Genomic DNA, 25,580 nt, shown 5'->3' with positions numbered 1-25,580 from the left:
TCTATTATAACTGGGAAAGACCTCATCAAGGTATTAATGGCAAAAGACCTATCGATATGATCTCCTTAAACAACAAATAATAACCTGCTATTTTGTCTCCGAATTACTAAACCCTTACAGCAATGACATGGGCTTTTATATAGCTTCGATATTAGCTTTTCAGCTGTTCTCCCAACACCCCGGGGGCGTGTCCCCATGACCAGAATATCATTTAATCATCCCCAAATTCTGCACATAAGCCCCGCCCACAGGCAACATAAACCCGTTAATGGTTACCTGGTGACGTTCTATTTTATCAATTTTACTCACAGCAGCAATAAATGAACGGTGGATCCTGATGAACTTTTCGGCAGGCAGCAGGGCTTCAACTTCGGTTATGGTCATGCGGGTGAGTACTTTGTCATCCTTTAAAATAAAATTTACATAATTGCCGGTAGCCTCCAGGTGATAAATGTCATCAAAGTTAACGCGTACCTGTTCGTATCCGGTTTTCAGGAAGATATAGTCCTTAACATCGGCAGTGTTTCGGAAATTGTATAACTCATAGGCTTTGTTACAGGCCTTCATGAAGCGTGTAAGCGCAAATGGCTTCAACAGGTAATCAACGGCGTCGAGCTCAAAGCTGGTAACAGCGTGTTCGGTATAAGCAGTAGTAAATATTACCAGTGGCTTTTTGTTGAGGCAGGTTAACAGGTCGATGCCCGAAATATCGGGCATCTTGATATCCAGGAAGAGCAGGTCGACCGGTTCGCGCTGCAGGTAATCCATCGCTTTGAAGGCATCGGTAAATTCGGCCTTAAGATCAAGGAAAGGCACCTTTGCCGCATGTGAGCGGATCACATCAAGTGCTATGGGTTCGTCATCAATGGCTATGGCTGTAATCAAAGCTTATTGCAGTTGTATGGTTAAATGTATGAAAAAATCTTTGGCGCTTTCGCGGATCACCAGTTCGTGTTTGTTGGGGTACATCAGTATTAACCTTTGTTTTACATTTTCCAGCCCGATCCCATTATTGTGTTTTTCGGTATCATTAACCATTTTAGGATGGATGCTGTTATGCACGTCAAAATAAAGTGTATTATCTTTTGTTTGCAGGCTGATATTGATATGTGATGGCTCGCGTAAGCTAATGCCGTGCTTAAAGGCATTTTCAATAAAGGGGATCAATAGCATTGGCGCAATTTGCAGGGCATCAACATGTTCCTCAATTTGCAGTACAATGCTAATGTCGGGTGATGTTTGGGTACGGAGCTTTTGCAGGGCGATGTAATTGTTCAGATAATCGATCTCACGCACAAGCAGGATTTTTTCCAGCATGTTTTCCTGCAGCATAAAGCGCATCATATCGCCCAGGCGCTGGATGCCTTCTGCAGTGCGCTCGGAACTTTCCTGCAGAGCAGTCCCGTACAGGGTATTTAACGCATTGAATAAAAAGTGCGGATTAATTTGTGAACGAAGAAAGTCCAGGTCGGCTGTGGAGCGGCCAAGGGCGGTTTTTAGGGTCAGGATTTCTTGGTTGCCGGCTATCTTGCGTTTGTAGACTATCCATGCGAAGGGTGCGGTGAGTAAAATTTGGATGCTGCTGTTAAAGCCAAATATAATAAATACAGGCTCGGCCTGATCAAAGACCAGCGCTGTTATAAAACCTACCGGTACCCCAATGATAAACATTACACCGGCCACCTTAAGGAAGTAGATGAATATACCGCGCTTTTGGACAAGTGTTTGAGGTATTAAGCTGTAAAACGATAACGCATAAATGCCTATGGCTGTTGGCGCTATAAAAATGAAACTGGTGATAAGCTCAATTGGGGCATCAACAAGTGCCATCATAAAGGCAATGATCATAAAAACTACAATCGCGATGATACAATCGTGGGTGAGGGCCCTGTATTTTGCCTGTATCTTATCCACATTGTCCAACAGGAAACTTGCCGAGTATTTGATCATGCTGTAAAAAGTGAGCATCATCATCACCCATAAAGCGTACAGCACATTGGTTTTAAAAACAAGATTATACACATAATCGGCAGATTTGTGGTAAAACAGGTAGCCTTTTAACCATGTATCGGTAATGCCGAATAAACCCCAAAGGGCTGTAAGAAGTGCTAATCCTAAAATGATGTTCCAGGCAACTTGTCTTTTCCCGGCTAAGGCAGGAACGATGACAAAGTTCCAAAGTAAAAAAGCGCCATAGTAGCCTGTGTACCTGAAAACTTGGGGGAAAAAGTAATATTTAGAATAAGAGTAATGCAGGTGGTAGTTATCAAACATGTACCTGTAGGGTGTCCATATCTCTCTTTCGCCACTATTGGCAACTTTGGCCAGCAGTAATATGGTGGCGAAGACATAAATAACAGTTGCGGCCCAAAATTCAATTTTGCGAAGGTTAAGGTTTTTTTTAAGCAGATCGTTCATATTGTTTTCAATTATGCCCGCAAGGTATAATGCACAATACTACTGAATAAATAAATGGGATGAAACTGGCTCCTCGTGTGATGGGTTTTTAGCGGCAGTAGCAGTTTTATAGTAGCAGTTGTTTTTAGAATGAAGCGCTAATTGGAAGAAATAAAATTACTGCGGCTGCCACTAATAACTGTCATTAATTTTCACTGCAACTGTTACTGAAAACTGGCAACTGTTACTCCCCCCGGGTTATCCATAATCTCCAGCAACTCATTCAGCTCCCTTACCTTATCGGCCGAGCCAAGGTTTTCATAGGCACTGATGAGGTTACGGATCACGCGTTTGATGATATCTGTATTGGAGCATGGCTCATAAAATTGTTTATCAAACTTAAGATTAAGCTGCTTCAGGAACATATCCACATCGCGCCTGCCAAACAGTAAACCTTTATTAAAGGCGTTGATGTAAAACAGGATGCCGCTTTCAAACTCGCTTTGCACGCTTTCATCGAGATAGGCAAGGATAAAATGCTGGGGCAGGTTTACGCCATATACAGGGATATCCAGTTTTTGCGCTATGATGGAGTAGATGATAGCTAATGAAATCTGATTTCCTTTTTTAGTTTCCAATACCTGGCTCAGGAAGCTGTTTTGCGGATCGAGGTGATTACTGGTATTGCCGCTGAAGCCATAAATATTGTAAAACACATGGTTGATAAGCTTGACCTGTTCTTTCGGACTGGCCTCATTCATCATTTGCAGCCATATGTCGCGTTTAATGGCCTCTATCTGGTTAATCACCTTCTGCTCGTCAAGATCAGGGTACTGGTAGCGGTTAATGATCAGGACGCCTTGCAGCAGGTCGAACGCGCCGCTTTGGTTCCAGAGCTTCAGATCGTTTTTCAGGTTGCTGAACTGGATCTCGTGCACCAGGTTAGCAATACGTTCCTGCTGAATAGGGTCAAAAGCTTCCTCAAAGGCCGATTCGAGGTAGGTTATTGCCTCTGCGCCATATGAAAATAGTTTATTGTGTACGTGCTCAAAGATCTCACCGTCCGGATCATCCAGCAGACGGATCAGTGAATTTACTTCGGTTGGATTTATCATACGCTGTAACGCTAAAATACTAAACCTTTTTTACTTTTACAGCGATGTATAATATAAGGTACGGACTCAAGTATTTGCTGCACCGGTTTAAGGCCAACAACAGGCATGGCGTACACTCACCATTTGTTTACAAGCTGATTGATACGGTTATTTACGATTATCGCGACCAAAAAGTGTACCGCGAAATTGAAAATATCTCCCAAAAACAACATCCTGACAAGCGTATGATAAAAACTATGCCGCTTAAAGTTTACAAACTGCTTTTTCGCTTTGTGGTTTATTTTAAGCCGGGAACTGTGCTTTTTGCCGATAATAAGGATTATATAGTATCTTCGATATTTGGCAATGCCGTACCAAATACTGAAGTCGTTGATATGAAAGATTCTGCTGAATTGCGACAGGCTGACATGATTTTGATAGACGCTGCCAGGCATAGTGCAGCAGAATACCTGGAAAGAACAATACCGAACATCCATGATGATACCGTGCTAATCTTTTCCGGAATCCATCGTACGCAAAATACCAAACAAGCCTGGGAGCAGGTAAAGGCCGACGAAAACGTGAGGGTAACTATAGATCTGTTTTATATCGGCCTTGTGTTTTTTAAACCGGGGATGAGTAAGGAAGATTTTAGGGTGAAGTATTGATTGGCTTATAGTTGATGGTTCATAGTTCATGGCTGGAACCCGCTTATTTGTTGAGCCAGTAATCAAGCAATGATAGGTTTTATACTATGAACCATGATCTATCAACCATGAACCAAAATCAAAACGACTGCCCCAATCCAATATAAAAGCCGGTTAGCCTTTTCTCGTTCGGGATCTTTTGGCCTACACCATAGTCAATACGTACGGCAAGCCCTTTTTGCACATCAAAAAAGTAACGGATGCCACCACCATAGTTTGGTTTTAGTTCGGAAGTGCTGAAGCTGCTTTTAAAAACTTCGCCGGTACCAACAAAGCCTGCAAAGCCAATTCGGTTACTGAGCCGATAGCGTAGTTCAGCTTGCCCCGCTAACATATTCCTGTCGCGGAAACGGCCATTGTAATAACCACGCATCAGCTCATCGCTGCCCAGGTCGGGCAATAAATAAAACGGCGAAGTACTGCCTGTAAGGCTTTGCTCCTGCATATCCAAGCCGAGTACCCATTTAGGCGCCAGCAAAAAAAACTGCGAATATTCGATATTGAAAAATCCGCCCTTATAGTCGTTATTGCCAAACATACCATGTATGGCCTGGAAATACGCGTTTACGATAAGCCCACGGGTGGTATATGTGTTATTGTTCCTGTTATCGAAAGTGATGGTTGGGCCAATATAGGCGCTTGGTCCGCCGCCGCGGTATTCAACACGCGGGTCGGTGTAAAATATGCCTGTTTTATCATCGTCCCTGAACTTGTAATCCCAGGCACCGGCGGTTATACCAGCATACAGGTTATTAGTGATCTTTTTTTCGCCTATAAAATGCACCCTGAAGCGTTTTTGCCCTATCCGGTCGGCATCGGCCCTGAGGGTGTTGTTGCCTATGCCGTAAAAGTTAAACGGGAAGTTGATGTAGCTAACGCCCGCGGTTAAATGATAATTGTTGCCGGGAGTCCAGTAGCTGGTGGTAAGGCTTACACGGCTCTGGCCTTTGGTAGTTATGGAGGCATAGCCAAAAACGTTGGATACACGCGTATTGATTTTGGAAGTATCGGTATAAAAGGACAGCAGGCCTGCACCGCCAACTTCGAGCCCGGTTTCGGGGGCCGAGCTTAAAACAGGGAGTATAACAAAGCTGCTTTTACGGGTGGTATCCTTATCAAAATACATGCGCCTTATAGCCTTGGATATTTGTGAAAAGGCACTGGTTGAAAGGGCACAGAACAGTACTAAGGTGACAAGTTTCTTCATAGATATTTGTAATGGCTAATATAACCCATTTTGCCTTATAAGGTTCTGTAAACGGTATTTTAAAATTATGGTTTAGTTGAATGAGAGGGTAGGGGCAAAGGACAATGATTTACGGAGCGAAATGGTAATAAAAAGATAAAGTGCCATATAAAATCCAATTTGACTAAAATGTCTACTTTTGCGCTGAAATTTTATTGAAATATTATGAGCACTACAAGAGGACCTATTTCGCAGTTTATTGAAAGAAATTATCTGCACTTTAACGCCGCGGCATTAATGGATGCAGCTAAAGGCTATGAAACACACCTTGAAGAAGGCGGTAAAATGATGGTGACCTTAGCCGGTGCCATGAGTACAGCCGAGCTGGGTATTTCGCTGGCCGAGATGATCCGCCAGGATAAAATTGCTATTATATCATGTACAGGCGCCAACCTTGAAGAGGATATCATGAACCTTGTGGCGCACTCACATTACAAAAGGGTACCTAACTACCGCGACCTGAGCCCTCAGGAAGAGTGGGACCTGCTTGAAAACCATTACAACCGTGTTACTGATACCTGTATCCCTGAGGAAGAAGCATTCCGTCGTTTACAAAAACATATCCACAAGATTTGGAAAGATGCTGATGACAGCGGCGAGCGTTATTTTCCGCATGAGTACATGTACAAAATATTATTGAGCGGCGAGCTGGAGCAATACTATGAAATTGATCCTAAAAACTCATGGATGCTGGCTGCTGCCGAAAAGAACCTGCCTATCGTAGTACCTGGATGGGAAGACTCGACCATGGGCAACATCTTTGCTTCATACGTAATTAAAGGCGAGCTAAAGGCTTCAACCATGAAAAGCGGTATCGAATACATGGCATGGCTGGCCGACTGGTATACTAAAAACTCATCGGGCAAAGGCATAGGCTTTTTCCAGATTGGTGGTGGTATAGCCGGCGACTTTCCGATATGTGTTGTGCCGATGCTTTACCAGGATATGGAAATGCATGATGTACCTTTCTGGAGCTACTTCTGCCAGATCTCTGATTCAACCACTTCATACGGTTCGTACTCAGGCGCTGTTCCTAACGAAAAAATAACCTGGGGCAAGCTTGACATCCACACCCCTAAATTTATAGTGGAGAGTGATGCTACCATCGTTGCACCGCTTATTTTTGCCTGGTTACTAAAACAATAGATAAAATTTTATAATTAAAGTTGGATTGTAATTATTCTAAAAAAATGTCAAATGACATTAATATGCATTTAGCAGCGTTTAAACGCAGTTTTTTGTCTATTTAGAACGATTATAAATTATAGGTTGGTGTCATTTATGTGTCACCGATAGTGTATAAAATTATACTTTTGTGCCTGTAATTATCCGATGAAACATACATCTTACAACAGTTTCCATCATTAATATAAAAATTATTTAGCATAAATACACTGTATGAGAAGTTTCTCATTGATTCTTAAACAATTCTCAAGGTCGGTTTTACTGATTGCCGGGTTTGCTTTTTGGAGTTTATCTACTGCGTACGCGCAAACTGACGCTGCTAAAGGCGAGGCCATTTTTAAATCAAAATGTACTACCTGTCACAAAATCGACACCCGTTTAATTGGTCCGGCGTTAGGCCCGCAACTTACTGAGGAAACTGATGATAAATATCTTATCCAGTGGATCCAGAATAACCAGGCGCTGATTGCTGCAAAAAACCCTAAGGCGCTCAAAATCTATAATGAGTACAACCAGTCGGGCATGACCGTATTCGCTGACCTTAGCGATGCTGATGTAGGCAATATCTTAACCTATGTACGTACTACATGGAAAGATATGAAGGCTGCGCCAGCTGCCGGTGCTGCTGCTCCAGGTGCAAAAGTTGAAAGCGGCCCAAGTGATGTGGTTGTTTTCGGTTTGATCGGTATCATCATTATCGCCTTCATTGTTATCCTGGTATTGAACAGGGTGGTAGGTTCGTTAGAGCGGATCCTGCTTAAAAACAAAGACCTTATTATTGAAGACGAGGTTGTTACTCCTGAAGGCGCTGTAGCGGTTGATGCTAAAAAGGAATTCATCGCGAAGATCCTTAAAAACAAAAAACTGGTATTCTTTATACTGGTTGCCGGCACCGTTGCCATGTGCAGCTGGGGTTGGGTTAGCTTATGGAACACCAATGTTCACACAGGTTACCAACCGGTACAGCCAATTAAATACTCGCATGAGCTGCATGCCGGTATCATGAAAATTGATTGCCAGTACTGCCACTCAGGTGCATACAAGTCAAAAAATGCTTCTATCCCTTCATTAAACGTATGTATGAACTGCCACAAGGTTGTTAAAACCGAGTCGGAAGAGATACATAAGATCTATGACGCTTTGGGTTACGATCCAAAAACACAGAAGTATGACAGCACCCAGGCAAAACCAATCCAATGGGTGCGGATTCACAACCTGCCTGACTTGGCTTACTTTAACCACTCTCAACACGTAAAGGTTGGTGGTATTAAATGTCAGCAGTGCCATGGCCCGGTACAAACAATGAAAGAGGTTTACCAATACTCACCTCTTACCATGAAATGGTGTATCCAGTGCCACAAACGTACCGAAGTTAACGGTAAAGGAAATGCTTACTATGACAGCATCCTGGCTGCACACGATAAGATCAAGAAAGGTGAGAAAGTTACAGCTGCCGTGTTAGGTGGTATCGAGTGCGGTAAGTGTCACTATTAATAAAAAGAATTTTAGCATTACAGTTTATACAGCTTAAATGGACAGCAATAAAAAATACTGGAAAGGTTTAGAAGAACTAAACAGAACACCAGAATTTGTTGAGAAAAATAAGAACGAATTTGCAGAGCCAATTCCTATCGAGGAAGTGCTTAGCGGATCTGGTTTATCAGCTCCAACTCCACGCCGCGACTTTTTAAAGGCGCTTGGTTTTGGTGTTGGTGCGGTTACATTGGCGGCTTGTCAGAAAGTGCCGGTGCATAAATCAATTCCATACCTGATTAAACCTGAAGAGGTTACCCCGGGTGTGGCCAACTACTACTCTTCAACTTATGAAGGCCAGGCTATTTTGGTTAAAACCCGCGAAGGCCGCCCTATCAAAGTTGAAGGTAACCCTAATGATGTGTTTTCAAAAGGCGGTTTAAGTGCACAAGCCCAGGCTTCGGTACTTGACCTGTATGATGATAACCGTTTACAAGACCCTAAATTAAAAGGAAATTCAGCCGGTTGGGCCGAGGTTGACGCTTATGTAATGAAAGAGCTTGCAGCTGTTGCTGCATCAGGTAAAGGGATCCGTTTGGTTACCTCAACTGTATACAGCCCTTCAACTTTAGCAGTTATCGCCGAGTTCATCGCTAAATATCCTACTACTAAACATATCAATTACGATACGGTTTCATATACCGGTATCATCCAGGCCAATCAAAATAGTTTTGGTAAAGCAGTATTGCCTCACTACAATTTTGATAAGGCTGATGTAATTGTAAGTTTCGGTGCCGATTTCTTAGGTACCTGGATCTCGGGCGAAGAATTTACCCGCCAGTACGTATCAAACCGTAACAGCAAATCGCTGGCAAACAAAAAAATGTCGCGCCACATTCAGTTTGAAACTGGTATGAGCATGACCGGTACTAACGCCGATGCACGTATCACTACCAAACCGTCAGAAATTGGTGTAGCATTAATAAACCTTTACAACGCAATTTCCGGTACAACTTTACCTGGTTCAAAAGCAACCGGCAGCAAAAAAGTTGATACCGCCATTATGTTAGCCGCTAAAGAATTAGTTGCTGCTAAAGGCAGGGCATTGGTTGTTTCTGGTTCAAACGATGTTGCTTCGCAGGTGCTGGTTAACGCTATCAACTCCTTATTAGGCAGCTACGGTACTACTATCGATCTGGATAACCCTTCAAAACAATATGCCGGTAATGATGCTGCATTTGTTGAGTTTGTAAGTGAAGTTAAACGCGGTGATGTTGGTGCAGTATTATTCCTGAATGCTAACCCTGCTTATGATTACTATAAAAATGACGAGTTTAAAGCAGCGCTTAAAAACGTTCGTTTAACTGTATCATTTGCTGATCATGCCGACGAAACAGCTTTATTAGCTACTGTTAACGCGCCAAACCACCATTACCTGGAGTCATGGGGCGATGCTAACGCAGTTGAAGGCTACTACACTGTGGTTCAGCCAACAATTAACCCGGTTTATAACACCCGCCAGGCCGAGCATAGCTTACTGGTTTGGATGGAAAACCCGATAAAAGATTACTACACTTACGTACGCAAAACCTGGGATTCGGGTTTGTTGGCAAAAGGTGGCCTGTCTGGTCAAAAAGGCTGGGAAACCTTATTGCAAACAGGTATGGTGATAGCGGCCCCTGCAGCAGCAGGCGCTTACAGCTTTAGCCTTGACCTTGCAGGCGTAACTCAAAAAATATTAACCCAAAGCAAAGCTGTTGCCGCCGATGGTGACAAATTTGAATTACAGCTTTATGTTAGCCAGGCTATAGGTGATGGTAAACGTGCCAACAACCCATGGTTACAGGAACTTCCTGATCCGGTTTCAAAAGTTACCTGGGACAACTTTGCTGCCATGTCAATTTCTGATATGAAGAAATTGAAAGTGGAAGAAGGTGATGTGATCAAGATTGAAGCTAATGGTTACTCAGTTGAGTTACCGGTATTGGCTCAGCCTGGTCAAACACAAGGTACTTTATCAGTTGCGGTAGGCTACGGCCGTACTAATGCTGGTCCGGTTGGTGATAATGTTGGTAAAAATGCTTTCCCTTTCTACAGCTTAAGTAATGGAACTTTCCAAACTGCTGCTGTAGCGTCATTCAAATCAGCTGGTTATAAATCACCGCTTGCACAAACACAAACCCACCACTCATACGAGGGCAGGAGCGTGATCCGCGAGGCTACTTTTGTTGAGTACAAAAAGAACCCGGCAGCAGGCAGTGGTAACGAGCATGGCCGTAAAGACTATAATGCCGAATCACTTTGGGATAACCATGACCGCCCTGTTTATGACTGGGTAATGGCTATCGACCTTAACGCTTGTACCGGTTGCGGTGCCTGTGTGGTTGCATGTTCTGCAGAAAATAATATCCCGGTTGTAGGTAAAGATGAGGTTTCACGCCGCCGTGAAATGCACTGGATCCGTATTGACCGTTACTACAGCTACAATGATCATGGTGAAAGCGAAAAAGCCGTAACCAAAGAGAAAGAAATAGAGAAGCTTGAGGATTTTGACAATGTATCGGTTGTTCACCAGCCAATGCTTTGCCAGCACTGCGACCACGCACCTTGCGAAACTGTGTGCCCGGTATTAGCTACCGTTCACTCATCTGAAGGTTTAAACCACATGGCTTACAATCGTTGTATCGGTACTCGTTATTGCGCAAATAACTGTCCGTTCAAAGTACGCCGCTTTAACTGGTTTAACTACTGGAACGACGCACGTTTTGATAACTACTTGCAAGGTGAGCATACACAATTAGTACTTAACCCGGATGTGGTTACACGTTTCCGTGGTGTTATGGAAAAATGCTCAATGTGTATCCAACGTATCCAGGCTGGTAAACTGAAAGCTAAAATTGAAAAACGCCCGCTTAAAGACGGCGAGATCAAAATGGCTTGTCAGCAAACATGTTCGGCCAATGCTATCGTGTTCGGTAACAGGAATGATCCTAACTCTGAAGTTTCAAAAGCACTTGCAAGTGAAAGAACTTACTACGTGCTTGAAGAGCTTAACGTACAACCAGGTATTGGTTACCAGACAAAAGTTAGAAATATATTAGAAACTGAAGCTCAGGCATAAATTTTTATATACAGAGATTAAGATATATGGCATCTCATAGTGAATCAATAATAAGGGAACCGTTAATTACGGGTAAAGACATCACGTATGCAAAAATTACGGATGATGTATTGCGCCCTGTAGAAAATATGCCGGGTAAAGCCTGGTGGATCGGTTTTGGTGTGGCCTCACTTGGCGCCTCGCTTTGGCTTTTCGCAATCAGCTGGACTTTTTGGTTTGGTTTGGGTGAGTGGGGCTTGAATAAAACAGTAGGATGGGCCTGGGACATTACCGGTTTCGTATGGTGGGTAGGTATCGGTCACGCCGGTACGCTGATCTCGGCGGTATTGTTGCTGTTTCGTCAAAACTGGCGTAACTCTATTAACCGCTCGGCCGAGGCGATGACCATCTTCGCGGTAATTTGCGCGGCCACTTATATCCTTGCGCACATGGGGCGTCCATGGATGGCCGTTTTCTCATTGCCGCTGCCAAATCAATATGGCTCATTATGGGTAAACTGGAACTCGCCGCTTATCTGGGACGTATTCGCGATCTCAACTTACTTCTCGGTTTCACTGGTATTTTGGTACACTGGTTTATTGCCAGATATTGCTACCATTCGTGACCGCGCAGAAGGTATCCGTCGCCGCATTTACTCAGTATTATCATTCGGTTGGTCGGGCTCAGTTAAAACCTGGCAGCGTTTTGAAACAGTATCATTGATCCTGGCCGGTGTTTCAACGCCACTTGTACTTTCGGTACACACCATTGTATCAATGGACTTTGCAACTTCACTGGAACCGGGATGGCATACTACCATTTTCCCTCCATACTTCGTTGCGGGTGCTATCTTCTCAGGTTTCGCCATGGTACAAACCCTGTTGCTTATCGCACGTAAGGTTTTGGGCCTTGAAAACTATATCACCATGTTTCACATCGAATCGATGAACAAGATCATCATGTTAACCGGTTCGATAGTAGGTGTTGCTTACTTAACAGAGTTGTTCATCGCCTTCTACTCACAAAATGAGTATGAGCAATATGCTTTCGCTAACCGTATTGCCGGTCCGTACTGGTGGGCTTACTGGAGCATGATGACCTGTAACGTAATTACTCCACAACTGTTCTGGTTCAAAAAAATCCGTACCAACATTCCGTTGTCATGGGTACTATCAATCGTGGTTAACATCGGTATGTGGTTTGAGCGTTTCGTAATTATCGTTACCTCACTGCACCGTGATTATATCCCATCAAGCTGGGCGATGTTTTATCCAACCTGGGTTGACGTAAGTATTTTCATCGGTTCAATAGGTATTTTCTTTACCATGTTCCTGCTGTTTATCAGGGTACTGCCTTCAGTGGCTATGGCCGAAGTAAAACTATTACTGAAAAGCTCAAGCGAGCAGGCTAAGAAGAAGCTTATGGAAGAGGGTCACGTTATACCTGCTGAAGCTGAGTTTTACATTGCTTCCCTGGAGAAATTTGATAGTGTTGAACAGTCTGAATACTTAAAAGCATAATACTAATGAGTAGCACTAAATATATATTAGGCGTTTTTGATGATCCCGATGACATGATGCACGGGATTGATAAGCTGCAAAAGAACAGCGTACCTATTTATGATGTTTATACGCCTATGCCAATCCACGGTATCGAGGCTAAACTGAACATTAAGGATTCGCGTTTGGGTTATGCAGCATTTATGTTCGGCTGTTTAGGCGGATCAATTATGTTCGGCATGGTTTATTATATGCTGGTACATGACTGGCCTATGAACATCGGTGGTAAAAATGCTTTCGCCATTCCTGATTTTGTTCCCGTTACTTTTGAATGGACAATATTGTGGACTTCATTTGGTATGACATTTACCTTCTTCTTTGCAACTCATTTGTTCCCTGGCCGCACGCCAAGGGTAATGGACCTGAGGGCAACTAACGATAAATTTGTGATTGCCATTGACGCGAAAGGAAATATCCCACATGATGATATAACTAATTTACTAAAAGAAGCGGGCGCTACAGAAGTGAAGCATAACGATAGAAAATATGTTAGCTATGAATAAAATTAAAATATTAGGAACAATAGTTACCGTTATCGCTGCTTCGATAGTATTTACATCGTGCAAAGATAAAAGGAGTACCGGTTGGGAGTATGCACCTAATATGTACGAGCATTTAGCATACGATCCGGATCAGAAAAATCCAAATTTTAAAGACGGCAAAACCGCACAGGTGCCGCCTGCAGGTACTATACCGGTTGGTTTTACCAAATTTGATTATCCAAATACTAAAGAGGGTTATGAACTGGCCAGCGTTGAGGTGAAAACCGTAATTGCGCAAACCCAGGCTAACTATAAAGACGGTAAGATCCTTTTTGAGCATTTTTGCTCTCCTTGCCACGGTGTTAACGGCCAGGGCGATGGTTTAGTGGTTCAGCACGGTTATCCGGCTCCGCCATCATACTCAAAAGGACAATCATCACGCGGTGGTAACATGAAAGACCTTACAGACGGTAAAATTTATCATACCATTACTTACGGTGTAAATGCTATGGGTTCATACGCTTCTCAGCTTGCTCCCGAAGAACGCTGGAAAGTGATCATGTATGTTCACCATTTACAAACCTTATAAGAAAAAGATATTAATGAAGACTCATAATAATTTTGACGGGCAATTTGAATTTGTCGGCAAAGCCAAAACATGGAGCTTGATATGCATCGTGATTGGTTTGGTTGCCATACTTGGCGGCTTTGCACTCGGCCAAACCGAGCGCACCTTTGCTAATCTGTTGCTTATGGCTTATTACTTTGCGGCTGTGTGCATGTGCGGAATTTTCTTTTGCGCGGTGCAATATGCTGCGCAGGCTGGTTGGTCTGCATCAATGATCAGGATCCCTCAAGCCTTTGGAAAAGTTCTTCCGATTGCTGCAATTACTCTTATCATTATAGTTATCGCCGGGTTTTCATTAACACATACAGTAACCAATGAAGAAGGCAAGCAGGTTGTTGCCCCTTACTTATATAAGATTTGGGCTGCTGTTGGCGTTACCGACCCACATAGTGAAAACTATAATGCTGTTATAGCTGGCAAAGCCGGATATATGAACAAAATGTGGTTTGTGATCCGTTTAATTTGTTTCCTTGGTTCATATTGCATATTTGGCTGTTTATTAGCTAAATATTCAGAGGCTGAAGATGATCTGGGTGGCATGTTCTACTACAAAAAGAGCTTTAACATGTCGTGCTTGTTCCTGGTGATCTTTGGTTTTACTACACCAATCTATGCTTTTGATACTATCATGTCATTAGAGGCAGAATGGTTTTCAACCATGTTTGGCTGGTATAACTTTGCTGCCATGTGGGTGAGCGGTTTATCGGTTATTACACTTACACTGATCAGGTTAAAACGTATCGGTTACTTTGAATGGGTTAGTGAAGATCATATGCATAGTTTAACTAAGTTCATTTTCGGTTTTTCGATTTTCTGGACTTACGTTTGGTTTGCACAGTTCCTGTTGATCTACTACGCTAACTTACCAGAAGAAACTGTTTACTTCTTTAAGCGTTGGGAGCCTGAGTTTAAACCATGGTTTTGGCTTAACATCATTATTAACTTCCTTACGCCTTTATTAGTGTTGATGTCACGTGATTCTAAACGTATTTACCGTACAGTTGAAATCATGTGTATCATCCTGATCATTGGTCACTGGTTGGATTACTTTATGATGATCATGCCTGGTACGGTTGGCCCAACTTCATCTTGGTTAACCGAGATCAGCTGGATTGAGATCGGTACATTTGTTGGATTTGGAGGTTTATTCACCTTCACCGCGATGACAGCTTTAACTAAGTTTAAATCGTTGGTTCCTAAAAAACACCCGTTCTTACAGGAAAGCCTTCATCATCACATATAATAATTATTACATTTGCACCAAAATACAGAATACCAAACAGCTTACTAAAATGGGATTCAGAAAATTAATAAATTCTAAAAAACTACTATCGTTCTTCGCTGTGTTTATGCTACTTGGCACAAACCTGCTGATGGCGCAAACAGAGGCCGCTGGTGCGGCTCCGGGCCAGGAAGAGGCCCCTAAGGTTGACTGGACCGGGGTTGCTTATTATGTGCTGATATTCTTCCTGATCTGCTTAGGTGTTGCTATTGTTGGCAAAATCCTTAAGATCTATGACCTTACCCAGAAAATGCAAGGTAAAAAAGGCCTGAAGTGGAACAACGTTATGGCAGTTATCTGTATCATTTTCCTTGTTTTTGGTCTTTACGGCGCTTACTGGTCGTTTACCGAACAAGGCAGTATGACCTTGCCGGAAGCAGCTTCAGCCCATGGTGTTAAAATAGATGAGATGTTTACCGTCACTACTGTTTTAACAATGATAGTATTTTTTGTTACCCAGATCCTGCTGTTTACATTCCTGTTCCAGTACCGTCATTCTGATAAACGCCGTGCACACTTCCTGCCTCACAATAACACCATTGAAAAAGTTTGGACAATTGCACCTGCTATCGTTCTTACTATCCTGGTTGTGTTTGGTTTCTTTACCTGGCAGAAAATCATGAACAGTGAAGACCTTAAAGGCGATATCAATATCGATGTAACCGGTCACCAGTTTGCCTGGGAATTGCGTTACCCTGGTAAAGATGGTGTTTTAGGCCCTAAAGATTTTCGTTTGGTTACAGGTGCAAATAACCTGGGTGTTAACTTTAAAAAGAAAAGCAGCTTTGACGATTTGAAAGTTGATACCATGTATCTGCCTGTTAATAAATCAATCAGGTTGAATATCCTTGCGCAGGATGTGATCCATAGTGTTTACATGCCTCACTTCAGGGTGCAGTTGAACGCGGTACCGGGTTTACCAACCTTCTTTAAATTTACCCCGACTATTACTACCGCAGAGATGCGCACTAAATTAGACGACCCTAAATTTGAATATACCCTTTACTGCAATAAGATATGCGGTGGAAGCCACTACAACATGCAAAAAGTTGTACGTGTTGTTACCGAAGCCGAATATCAGTCATGGCTGTCAAGGCAAAAACCTTACCTTAATGATGCTTTAAGAAAAGAGCTTCATTTTGCGGCAGCAAACAACGAGCAGAGCGGTGCTTCAACAAATAGGATAGCGTTAAATAATTAATAAAGATAAGAAATAGAGATATGTCAACATTAGCAGTTCACGACCACGCAGGAGCCCACCACGACGAACACGGTCACGAACACCATCATGACCAATCATTCCTGTCTAAATACGTATTTAGTATGGACCACAAGATGATTGCCAAACAATTCCTGATCACAGGTATTATTATGGCAGTTATCGCGATGATATTATCAATTCTTTTCAGGATTCAGCTTGCTTATCCTGAGAAGTCATTTCCGCTGTTAACTACATTATTAGGTCGTTTCGCTCCTAACGGGCGTATCAGTCCGGATTTCTATCTGGCACTTGTTACTATACATGGTACCATCATGGTATTCTTCGTACTAACCGCCGGCTTGAGCGGTACCTTCGCCAACTTATTGATACCGCTTCAGTTAGGTGTGCGTGATATGGCATCTCCATTTATGAACATGCTTTCATACTGGTTCTTCTTTTTGGCCAGTGTTATCATGTTATCATCATTCTTTATACAAAAGGGGCCTGCCAGCGGTGGCTGGACAATATATCCGCCATTATCAGCATTGCCAAAAGCTATGCCTGGTTCAGGTTTGGGTATGACGCTGTGGCTGGTTAGTATGGTATTGTTTGTAGCGTCGCAGCTGATGGCTGGTATTAACTACGTAAGTACCGTATTAAATATGCGTACAAAAGGTATGGACCTTTGGAAAATGCCTTTAACTGTATGGGCTTTATTCCTGACCGCTGTATTGGGTGTTCTTGCTTTCCCGGTTTTAGTTGCCGGTGTTGTATTGCTGATATTTGACCGCAGTGTTGGTACAAGCTTCTATTTATCTGATATCGTATTAAACGGTGTGCAGCAACCATTTGAAGGTGGTAGCCCGATCCTGTTCCAGCACTTGTTCTGGTTCCTTGGTCACCCGGAAGTATATATCGTAATTATGCCTGCGATGGGTATCTCATCTGAGGTAATGTCGGTAAATTCACGTAAGCCAATCTTCGGTTACCATGCAATGGTTTACTCTCTGATCGGTATCACAGTATTATCGTTCATCGTTTGGGGCCACCACATGTTTGTTACCGGTATGAACCCGTTTTTGGGTGGTGTATTCATGATCACTACATTGATCATTGCGGTACCGTCGGCAGTAAAAACATTCAACTGGTTAGCTACATTGTGGCGCGGTAACATCCGGTTTACGCCTGCTATGTTGTTCGCTATCGGCATGGTGTCGTTCTTTATCTCGGGTGGTTTAACAGGTATCTTCCTGGGTAACGCTGCTTTGGATATCAATTTACATGATACTTATTTCGTGGTTGCCCACTTCCACCTGGTAATGGGTTCGGCAGCTATATTTGGTATGCTTGCTGGTGTTTACCACTGGTTCCCTAAAATGTTCGGCCGTATGATGGACGAGAAATTAGGTTACCTTCACTTCTGGTTGACATTCATCTGTGCTTACCTTGTGTTTTTCCCAATGCACTTTATGGGCCTTGACGGTGTACCACGCAGGTATTATGCCTTTACCGAATTTGCTTCAATGCAAAAATGGTTGACTATAAATACATTTGTTACCTGGGCTGCAATTATCGCTGCACTTACCCAGATCGGCTTCCTTTATAACTTCTTTGTATCAATATTCAAAGGACAAAAAGCAACTCAAAATCCATGGGAATCAAATACCCTTGAGTGGACTACTCCTGTTGAACATATCCATGGCAACTGGCCTGGTGAAATACCAACTGTTTACCGTTGGCCATATGATTACAGCAAACCAGGAGCAGAGGAAGATTACATCCCGCAAACTGTTCCTTACTCACAAACCATGAGCTCAAACCAGGCGCACGATTTTGAAGATAATCCTGCAGGTTTAGAAGAGCTTATCAAGTTTAAAAGTACGCTGAAAGCAAACGAACAAGTAAAATAAATTAATACTTATCTGATCTTTTAGGGTACCAGTTAAGTCTTAAGTCGGAAGTTTTAAGTACGAAGTTTAACAACTGAGAACTTAAACTTAGAACTTCCGACTTGGCAGGGTACCCTAAATTTTTAGAAATATTTAGATGAGCACAGCCGCAAAAAATAGGTTTCAAAAGATCAATATCGCAACCATTGTTCTGCTGTTTGTTTTGATTCTTGCCGGTGGTGTTGTACGTAGCTCAGGTTCAGGTATGGGGTGCCCCGACTGGCCAAAATGTTTCGGAAGGTATATTCCCCCTACCGATATCAATGATCTCCCTAAAGATTATAAACAAAAGTACGTAGCCAAACGCGTTGAAAAGAACCAGCGCTTTGCAAAAACGCTTGACGTATTTGGTTACAGTGACCTGGCAAAACGTATTCGTGAAGACCGTTCTATCCTGGTACCTGAAGAGTTTAACGCAGGCAAAACCTGGACTGAATATATCAATCGCCTTATTGGCGCTTTATCAGGCTTTTTTCTGCTGCTATCGGTAGTGTTCTCTTTCAGCTATTGGAAAACAGATAAAAGGATAGCTATACTTAGTATTTTCAACTTAGTCCTTGTTGGTTTTCAGGCCTGGTTAGGCTCAATTGTAGTATCAACTAATTTAGTTGCCTGGATAGTTACCGTACATATGCTTTTAGCACTGGCTATTTTGGGTATTTGCATTTATACTTATCATGTGGCGAAAATATCGGGGAAGAGTACTTCGGGCTCGTCGCCATTGGTTTACATTATAACACTTGCAGCACTGTTTGTAAGTATCCTGCAGATTGCCTTCGGTACCGAGGTGCGGGAGAAGATAGATGCGGTTGCAAATCATTTTCAGGGTGGTTACCGTAAAGATTGGATTACTAATGCGGGCGAGATCTTCCAGCATCACAGGGATATAGCCGTTTTAGTGCTTGTGTTGAATGTGGCCTTATTTGTTTTGATCCGTAAGGGGTTTAACAGGCATTCTATCCAGCAGCAGCTGATGAGCTTCACATTTTTAATGATCACGCTGCAAATAGTTACCGGAATTTTATTGTCATACATGGCTTTACCACCGGTAGCCCAGGCGGCACATATAGTATTGGCGAGTTTAATATTTGGGGCACAATTTTATTTGCTTTTGAATTTATTTAAGGGTGTTAAAGGAAGGGAGCTAAGCAGATGAAATGGGCTGATTTTTCAAAACTGATAAAAACGCGACTTACCTCTTTGGTAGTGTTTTCGGCATCAATATCATTTTTAATAGGGAGCCGTGCCAACGGCCATATCGTTTGGATTGATTGGGTGAAACTTATTGTAGGTGGCTTCCTGGTTACATCTGCTGCTAACGCTTTTAACGAGATCATCGAAAAAGATCTGGATAAGCTCATGAAACGTACTATGGACCGCCCGATCCCGTCAGGTAAAATGACCACGGGGCAGGCCTTGGTGTTGGGTTTGGGCATGGGTATGGCAGGCACTTATCTGTTGGGTAGTTTAAACCTGTTAACAGGCTTACTATCGGTGTTCTCAATTTTATTGTATGCATTTGCTTATACGCCTTTAAAGCGTAAATCACCTATCGCAGTTTTTGTTGGCGCTATTCCGGGTGCTTTGCCGCCGCTTATTGGTTATGTAGCTGCACAGGTGCACGGCAGGATAGATGAGATAGCTTTGATCCTGTTCGCAATTCAGTTTGTTTGGCAGTTTGTTCATTTCTGGGCTATTGCCTGGGTTTTGGATGATGATTATAAGCTTGCAGGGTTTCGTTTACTGCCATCGGGTAAAAGAGATTTAACAAGTGCGGTAATTACCTTTATATTTGCCATTGCATTAGTACCCCTAAGTTTATTACCAACCTTTTATGGTTACGGCGGTTACTGGGTAGGCGGTGTGTCCCTGCTATGCAGCCTGATATTTTTGTACCAGTCGTTTATGCTGCTGCGTACCCGGCAAATACCCGAGGCTCGTAAATTAATGTTCGGCTCGTTTTTTTACCTGCCGTTAGTTCAGATAATGTTTTTAGTTGATTTTATAGTTAAGTGAGATGATGGCAAGGATGGAACAAGATAACGACAGGCTTAACCTGGGTGCCAAAAAGTTTAACATGTGGATTTTTATATTCACGTCATTTATGCTTTTCGCGGCTTTTACCAGCGGGTTTATTGTTTATGCCGGCGGCAGCGGGCACGGTTTAAACGTGATCATGCCACAATCGTTTTTGTATAGCACTATTGTTATTGTATTAAGCAGCGGCACGTTATTTTTAGCCTCAAGGGCTGCCAGGGCATTGCAGTTTGACAAACAGAAGCTGTATTTATGGATCACATTAGGGTTGGGACTGGCATTTTTTGCTTTACAGATCTACGCCTGCTATGTGTTAACCTACAAAATGCAGATCTATTTTATTGATCCTAATGCTTCACGTTCGTTTGTTTACGTTTTTGTTGGCGTGCATTTGGTACACATTTTTGCAGCTCTGTTATTGCTAATAAATACACTTATAGGTACATACCGTAATATCCCCCAGGTAAAGAACATGTTCAAGATGGAAATAACCTCCATTTTCTGGCATTTTCTCGATATTATATGGATTTATCTGTATGTTTTTTTACTTTTGAATCATAATTAATACACCCATAGATTAGTACAGATGAGTACAACAGTTTCACAAATTGACGAAGTAAAAACTTCGCCCTGGTCGGGAGGAAGATCCCCGTTCAACGTGGAGTACGGAAAAATAATGATGTGGTTTTTCCTCCTTTCGGATGCGTTCACCTTTTCATCATTGTTGATAGCTTACGGTTCGCTGCGTTTCAGTGCGAGTGTATGGCCAGGTGCAGATAAAGTTTTCCAATCTATACCTTTAATTAAAGACAGTGGCGCGCCGTTAGTTTTTGTGGGTCTTATGACCTTTATTCTCATTGCAAGTTCTGTTACCATGGTATTGGCTGTTGAAGCAGGGCACCGTAATGCAAAAAAGGAAGTTGTAACCTGGATGCTGCTTACAATTGTTGGTGGTTTTATGTTCCTTGGCTGCCAGGCTTTAGAATGGAGCCACTTGCACCACGAAGGTTTTTGGTGGGGAAGCGTTCCTCCGGCAGAAGAATTGAAGAAATTGTTTACCGGCGGTACGGAAGCTGTGCAGCACATGACCTCGCAGGAGTTTGCTAATCTGTTCTTTACTATCACGGGTTTCCATGGTTTCCACGTATTTACCGGGGTTATCATCAATATCATCATCACCGTTAACGTATTAAAGGGTACTTACGAAAAACGCGGAAGCTACCTGATGGTTGAAAAAGTAGGCCTTTACTGGCACTTTGTAGACCTTGTTTGGGTATTCGTATTTACATTCTTTTACTTAGTTTAAAAATATTTACATATGTCAGCAGAAGCACACGAAGTTCACCATGATGGTGATCACGAAACCATGACCAGGAAGCGAATATTGCAGGTGGCCTTAATATTAACTATTATTACTTGTATTGAGTTTATTATCGCGCTTGCTATAATTCCGAGTCATCCCAACCTTTTGAAATTTGCTAACCCTGTCTACATCGTTTTAACATTGTTTAAAGCGTTTTATATAGTTGCATACTTTATGCACCTGAAGTTTGAAAAAATGGGGCTCATATTGTCAATTGCAATTCCCGTAATATTTATTATAGGTTTGATCCTGGTACTTACAAACGAAAGCCACCACTGGGTTGACCTGCGGTTTCCGCTGTAATGAACAAAGCTTCTATATTAAAAAAGATCCTGATCCTGGTGCTCATATTAGCAGTACCAGGATTTTTATATTATTTACTTACCGCTAAAGGTAAAAACAGGTACAAGCCGCTGGCTGTTTTCGGGCCAAAAGTGGTTGCCAAAACAGGGCACAAGTTTCATGGTAAGTATATCCCCGATACCATTTACCATACCATTCCTGATTTTAAATTGACCGACCAGGAGGGAAAACCGGTTACACTGGCTACCCTGAAGGGGAAGATTTTTGTAGTAAACTTCTTTTACACTAATTGCCCTACCGTTTGCCAAACCATCAACAAAAACATGAGCTGGCTGGTAGGTACGTATTACAAAAACAAGATGGTTTACTTTTTAACCATTACCGTTGATCCGGAACATGATACCCAGGCGGTATTAAACAAGTACCAGCAAACGTTTAAGCCCGAATCAAACCGCTGGCTGATGTGCAGCGGCGATACCTCATCAGTTTATAACTTTGCCCGAAACGGCCTCTTTGTTAACGCTGCGAAAGCCGGTAATGATTTTATCTATAGTGATAATTTTGTATTAATTGATCAGGAGCATCGCATCCGCGGATATTACCGGGCTGCTGTAACCCCAGAGGTTAACCGCCTTAATGATGAGATAAAAGTGTTGATAGCCGAAGAGCTTCGTAAAGTTGATAAGGCCCTATATTAATTAACCATGAGCGATAAATTTATAATCCGCTTTGTAGCGGTTGTTACCATAGTTGTAATTGCACTTGTTGTTCTTTTAAACAGGCATCTTATCCCCGGCCCGGCAGTTGCCCCGGCTTTTACCCCGTATTTGCCTATGCTTAACGCGGTGCTGAACGGCACGTGCACTATATTGCTGCTTTTGTCGCTATATCAAATTAAACAAGGTAATATAACTCTGCACAAACAGCTTAATATTATTACGTTTTGCCTTTCGGCGCTTTTCCTGGCATCCTATGTTCTGTTTCACTACCTGATGCGTAATGAAATTGTTTATGGTGATATTAATGGCGACGGACATTTGTCGGAAGCAGAACGGGCTTCGGCGGGATCTTTACGGACAATATACTTATCCATTTTAACGCCCCATATTATACTTGCAGCGGCCGTTTTGCCGTTAATATTACTGAGTTTTCACCGTGGGCTACAAATGCAGGTTGAAAAACACCGTAAACTGGTACGCTGGGCATTTCCGATATGGTTGTACGTTACAGCGAGTGGTGTGGTGGTTTATTTAATGATCCGCCCGTATTATCATTTTTAATTGGTTAAATTTGTACTTATGAAACAAGGTTTTAAAGTTATCCTTTTTGTAATGGCCCTTGGCTTTATGCTGATTGCCCGCCAGCCGGTAAAAGCCCAGTGCGCACAATGTGCTGCCACTGTTGAAACCAATGCTCAAAGCGGCAGTTCAAAAACAAGAGGGTTAAATAATGGCATCCTGTTTTTATTGGGCGCACCTTATTTTGTAGTTGCATTAGGTGGTTACATCTGGTATAAAAAATACCGTCGTAAAGATGTGAAACTTGACATGCACAGCGAGAAACTCAACCTGAATTAATAAGCAGAGCTGCGGTCAGCTGTCCGTTTCCATAACACCATAAGATCCTTTATCGTGTCCCAAACACCAAAGTCACGGGCCATGCTTAAATGTAAATGTCCCCGCTGCAGGCGTGGCGATATGTTTAAGGGCAGCCCTTATAGTTTCTCCAATAAAATAAATCTTAACTGCCCGCACTGCCATCTTTTTTTTGAGATAGAGCCCGGTTATTTTTACGCGGCCATGTATGTGAGCTACGCGCTAAACGTGGGTGAGGCACTGGGGATAGCCTGGCTTACCTATTTGGTTACCCATAACCAGGATTCTCCATGGTTATATCTTGGCACTATAATTTTAGGCTGTTTTGCAATGGCTCCTGTAAATTTCAGATATTCGCGTGTGTTTTTGTTGTATTGGTTATCACCCAAAATACATTACCAAAACTATTTAGATACCGATGATATACCAGGAAAGTCTTGATTTTTTAAAAGATCTCGCCGATAATAATAACCGCGAATGGTTTGCTGCCAATAAGGAGCGCTATGAAAAGGGCCGTGAAAATGTAATTGATTTTACAGCAAAGGTGCTTGACAGCGTGCGTAAAATTGAGGCAGGAATGGACGAGAACCTTGATGCCAAAAAATGTGTGATGCGTATTTACCGCGACATCCGCTTCAGTAAAAATAAACTGCCGTACAAAAATAACTTTGGAGTAAGCTTACCAACTTCGGGCTTAAAGGGTGGTGGAGTTGAGTATTACCTGCACATCCAGCCCGGCAACTCATTTATCGGCGGAGGATACTGGATGCCCGAAGCGCCAGACCTGAAATCAATCAGGCAGGAAATTGATTATAATGCTGCCGATTTGAAAAAGATCATCGACGATAAGGAGTTTGTTAAACTATTCGGCGATTTCAGAAAGCAGGAGCAGCTTAAATCGGTGCCCAAGGGATATGAACCCGATAATGAAAACATCGACCTGCTAAAGCTCAAAAGCTTTGTTGCCTGGCATAAGCTGGATGATAAAGAACTTACGGCGGCAGGTTCGGAAAAGTTGATTGCCGATGTTTGCGGCATGATCCATCCGCTTAATGTGTTTTTAAAGAACGCCCTGGCGTAATACCATATTTAACCCTCAACGTGTCATGAAAATCAGATATCTCTTTTTAGCCGCTGCTGCATGTTTAACTATGTACTCATGCAAGGTAATGTCTCCAAAAGCATACAAAACCCTTGTAGCCGAGCGCGACTCATTAGCCAACCGTACAACTACCCTTGAAGGACAGCTTGCACAGCTGCAGGCAGATACTGCCCGCCTTCACCGCCAGCTTGCCGACCTGCGCAATAACAACAATGTGCTGAACAGCAACCTGGATGCAACATCATCAAAAGCAAACGAATTGGCCGCCCAGGCCAATAAATTGGAGGCCGACCTGAAAAAACGCGAAGCCCGTTTAAAGGAAGTGGAGGATATTTTAAAGAAGCGCGATGAGGCTACCAATGCACTGAAAGATAAATTACAGAAGGCATTATTGGGCTTTCAGCAAAGCGGTTTAACGGTAGATATCAGAAATGGCAAGGTTTATGTGTCATTAACAGATAAGCTATTGTTCCCTTCGGGCAGTATTATTATTGATGATAAAGGTAAGGCTGCATTAAAACAGCTTGCCGAAGTATTGAATAAGGAACCGGATATCAATATGGCAGTTGAAGGCCATACAGATGATAAGAAGGTGAAAAATCTTGGCCAGATCAAGGATAACTGGGATTTGAGCGTATTACGCGCAACATCAGTTACCCGATACCTGACCGAAACCGAAGGGGTTGATCCGCATAGGCTTACAGCAACTGGTAAGAGCGAGTTTCAACCGATAGACGCTAATGCCACCGATGAGGCCCGTGCAAAGAACAGGCGCATAGAGATCGTGCTTACCCCTAAGCTCGATGAGTTATACAACCTGATCACTAAATAAATGAAAGGCTCCCGGCAAATCACCGGGAGCTTTTTTGTGGATGAT

General features: G+C 42.7%; 25 protein-coding genes. 21 read left to right on the top strand and 4 right to left on the bottom strand.

What is annotated here, in order from left to right; genetic code table 11:
* Positions 1–207: 207 nt before the first annotated feature.
* From ACFFGT_RS17115 to ACFFGT_RS17105, 3 genes are all read right to left on the bottom strand, one after another.
* Entirely contained in the window at positions 208–885 is a 678-nt protein-coding gene (locus tag ACFFGT_RS17115) for a LytR/AlgR family response regulator transcription factor (protein ID WP_377023741.1), read from the bottom strand.
* A 3-nt stretch (positions 886–888) separates the two neighbouring features.
* Complete coding sequence (locus ACFFGT_RS17110) at positions 889–2,418, bottom strand: sensor histidine kinase (RefSeq protein ID WP_377023740.1); 1,530 nt, start codon at positions 2,416–2,418, stop codon at positions 889–891.
* A gap of 203 nt (positions 2,419–2,621) precedes the next feature.
* Positions 2,622–3,512 carry a transglutaminase family protein gene (locus ACFFGT_RS17105; protein WP_377023739.1) on the bottom strand — a complete coding sequence of 297 codons (891 nt, stop codon included), beginning with the start codon at positions 3,510–3,512 and terminating at the stop codon, positions 2,622–2,624.
* Between the two features lie 44 nt (positions 3,513–3,556).
* Between ACFFGT_RS17105 and ACFFGT_RS17100 the strand changes: the two genes are divergently transcribed.
* Positions 3,557–4,159 carry an O-methyltransferase gene (locus ACFFGT_RS17100; RefSeq protein ID WP_377023738.1) on the top strand — a complete coding sequence of 201 codons (603 nt, stop codon included), beginning with the start codon at positions 3,557–3,559 and terminating at the stop codon, positions 4,157–4,159.
* Positions 4,160–4,277: 118 nt separating this feature from the next.
* Here ACFFGT_RS17100 and ACFFGT_RS17095 read toward each other — a convergent pair whose 3' ends face one another.
* The gene (locus tag ACFFGT_RS17095) at positions 4,278–5,405 is read right to left on the bottom strand and encodes a BamA/TamA family outer membrane protein (RefSeq protein WP_377023737.1); all 1,128 of its coding nucleotides are present in this window, start codon (positions 5,403–5,405) and stop codon (positions 4,278–4,280) included.
* Between the two features lie 204 nt (positions 5,406–5,609).
* On the opposite strand from ACFFGT_RS17095, the gene ACFFGT_RS17090 reads away from it, so the two are divergent.
* From ACFFGT_RS17090 to ACFFGT_RS16995, 20 genes are all read left to right on the top strand, one after another.
* On the top strand, positions 5,610–6,590 hold the full coding sequence (locus ACFFGT_RS17090; RefSeq protein ID WP_090530168.1) for a deoxyhypusine synthase family protein: 981 nt from the start codon (positions 5,610–5,612) through the stop codon (positions 6,588–6,590).
* Positions 6,591–6,842: 252 nt separating this feature from the next.
* Entirely contained in the window at positions 6,843–8,123 is a 1,281-nt protein-coding gene (locus ACFFGT_RS17085) for a c-type cytochrome (protein WP_377023736.1), read from the top strand.
* A 37-nt stretch (positions 8,124–8,160) separates the two neighbouring features.
* On the top strand, positions 8,161–11,223 hold the full coding sequence (locus ACFFGT_RS17080) for a TAT-variant-translocated molybdopterin oxidoreductase (RefSeq protein ID WP_377023735.1): 3,063 nt from the start codon (positions 8,161–8,163) through the stop codon (positions 11,221–11,223).
* Between the two features lie 26 nt (positions 11,224–11,249).
* Positions 11,250–12,722, top strand: coding sequence for an NrfD/PsrC family molybdoenzyme membrane anchor subunit (gene nrfD, locus ACFFGT_RS17075; protein WP_377023734.1), 1,473 nt, complete (start codon positions 11,250–11,252; stop codon positions 12,720–12,722).
* Positions 12,723–12,727: 5 nt separating this feature from the next.
* A complete protein-coding gene (locus ACFFGT_RS17070) occupies positions 12,728–13,264 on the top strand; it encodes a DUF3341 domain-containing protein (protein WP_377023733.1) in 537 nt (178 codons plus the stop codon).
* Entirely contained in the window at positions 13,248–13,832 is a 585-nt protein-coding gene (locus ACFFGT_RS17065) for a c-type cytochrome (RefSeq protein WP_377023732.1), read from the top strand. Before ACFFGT_RS17070 ends, ACFFGT_RS17065 begins: the two co-directional genes overlap by 17 nt.
* 13 nt (positions 13,833–13,845) lie before the next feature.
* Entirely contained in the window at positions 13,846–15,114 is a 1,269-nt protein-coding gene (locus tag ACFFGT_RS17060) for a quinol:cytochrome C oxidoreductase (protein WP_377023731.1), read from the top strand.
* 49 nt (positions 15,115–15,163) lie between these two features.
* Complete coding sequence (locus tag ACFFGT_RS17055; protein ID WP_377023730.1) at positions 15,164–16,354, top strand: cytochrome c oxidase subunit II; 1,191 nt, start codon at positions 15,164–15,166, stop codon at positions 16,352–16,354.
* Positions 16,355–16,374: 20 nt separating this feature from the next.
* A complete protein-coding gene (locus ACFFGT_RS17050; RefSeq protein WP_377023729.1) occupies positions 16,375–18,264 on the top strand; it encodes a cytochrome c oxidase subunit I in 1,890 nt (629 codons plus the stop codon).
* Between the two features lie 136 nt (positions 18,265–18,400).
* Positions 18,401–19,459 (top strand): COX15/CtaA family protein, encoded by a 1,059-nt coding sequence (locus tag ACFFGT_RS17045; RefSeq protein WP_377023728.1) that lies wholly within the window; start codon positions 18,401–18,403, stop codon positions 19,457–19,459.
* A complete protein-coding gene (gene cyoE, locus ACFFGT_RS17040; protein WP_377023727.1) occupies positions 19,456–20,319 on the top strand; it encodes a heme o synthase in 864 nt (287 codons plus the stop codon). The genes ACFFGT_RS17045 and cyoE overlap by 4 nt, the downstream gene beginning before the upstream one ends.
* Before the next feature lie 13 nt (positions 20,320–20,332).
* Positions 20,333–20,905 carry a cytochrome c oxidase subunit 3 gene (locus ACFFGT_RS17035; protein ID WP_377023726.1) on the top strand — a complete coding sequence of 191 codons (573 nt, stop codon included), beginning with the start codon at positions 20,333–20,335 and terminating at the stop codon, positions 20,903–20,905.
* 21 nt (positions 20,906–20,926) lie between these two features.
* Positions 20,927–21,646, top strand: a complete 720-nt coding sequence (locus ACFFGT_RS17030; RefSeq protein ID WP_377023725.1) for a cytochrome c oxidase subunit 3 — start codon at positions 20,927–20,929, stop codon at positions 21,644–21,646.
* 12 nt (positions 21,647–21,658) lie between these two features.
* On the top strand, positions 21,659–22,006 hold the full coding sequence (locus tag ACFFGT_RS17025; protein WP_377023724.1) for a cytochrome C oxidase subunit IV family protein: 348 nt from the start codon (positions 21,659–21,661) through the stop codon (positions 22,004–22,006).
* Entirely contained in the window at positions 22,006–22,704 is a 699-nt protein-coding gene (locus ACFFGT_RS17020; RefSeq protein ID WP_377023723.1) for an SCO family protein, read from the top strand. The genes ACFFGT_RS17025 and ACFFGT_RS17020 overlap by 1 nt, the downstream gene beginning before the upstream one ends.
* Positions 22,705–22,710: 6 nt before the next feature.
* Positions 22,711–23,286 carry a DUF420 domain-containing protein gene (locus tag ACFFGT_RS17015; RefSeq protein ID WP_377023722.1) on the top strand — a complete coding sequence of 192 codons (576 nt, stop codon included), beginning with the start codon at positions 22,711–22,713 and terminating at the stop codon, positions 23,284–23,286.
* 18 nt (positions 23,287–23,304) lie between these two features.
* Entirely contained in the window at positions 23,305–23,583 is a 279-nt protein-coding gene (locus ACFFGT_RS17010; protein WP_377023721.1) for a CAMCR motif-containing small membrane protein, read from the top strand.
* A gap of 81 nt (positions 23,584–23,664) precedes the next feature.
* Positions 23,665–24,042 (top strand): DUF983 domain-containing protein, encoded by a 378-nt coding sequence (locus ACFFGT_RS17005; RefSeq protein ID WP_377023720.1) that lies wholly within the window; start codon positions 23,665–23,667, stop codon positions 24,040–24,042.
* A complete protein-coding gene (locus ACFFGT_RS17000) occupies positions 24,020–24,682 on the top strand; it encodes a DUF2461 domain-containing protein (protein WP_377023719.1) in 663 nt (220 codons plus the stop codon). The genes ACFFGT_RS17005 and ACFFGT_RS17000 overlap by 23 nt, the downstream gene beginning before the upstream one ends.
* A 25-nt stretch (positions 24,683–24,707) precedes the next feature.
* Entirely contained in the window at positions 24,708–25,535 is an 828-nt protein-coding gene (locus ACFFGT_RS16995; RefSeq protein WP_377023718.1) for an OmpA family protein, read from the top strand.
* Positions 25,536–25,580: the final 45 nt, after the last annotated feature.

Origin of the sequence: Mucilaginibacter angelicae (assembly GCF_042434235.1) — a bacterium.
Classification (GTDB): domain Bacteria; phylum Bacteroidota; class Bacteroidia; order Sphingobacteriales; family Sphingobacteriaceae; genus Mucilaginibacter; species Mucilaginibacter angelicae.
This window is presented reverse-complemented; position numbering and strand designations above follow the sequence as displayed.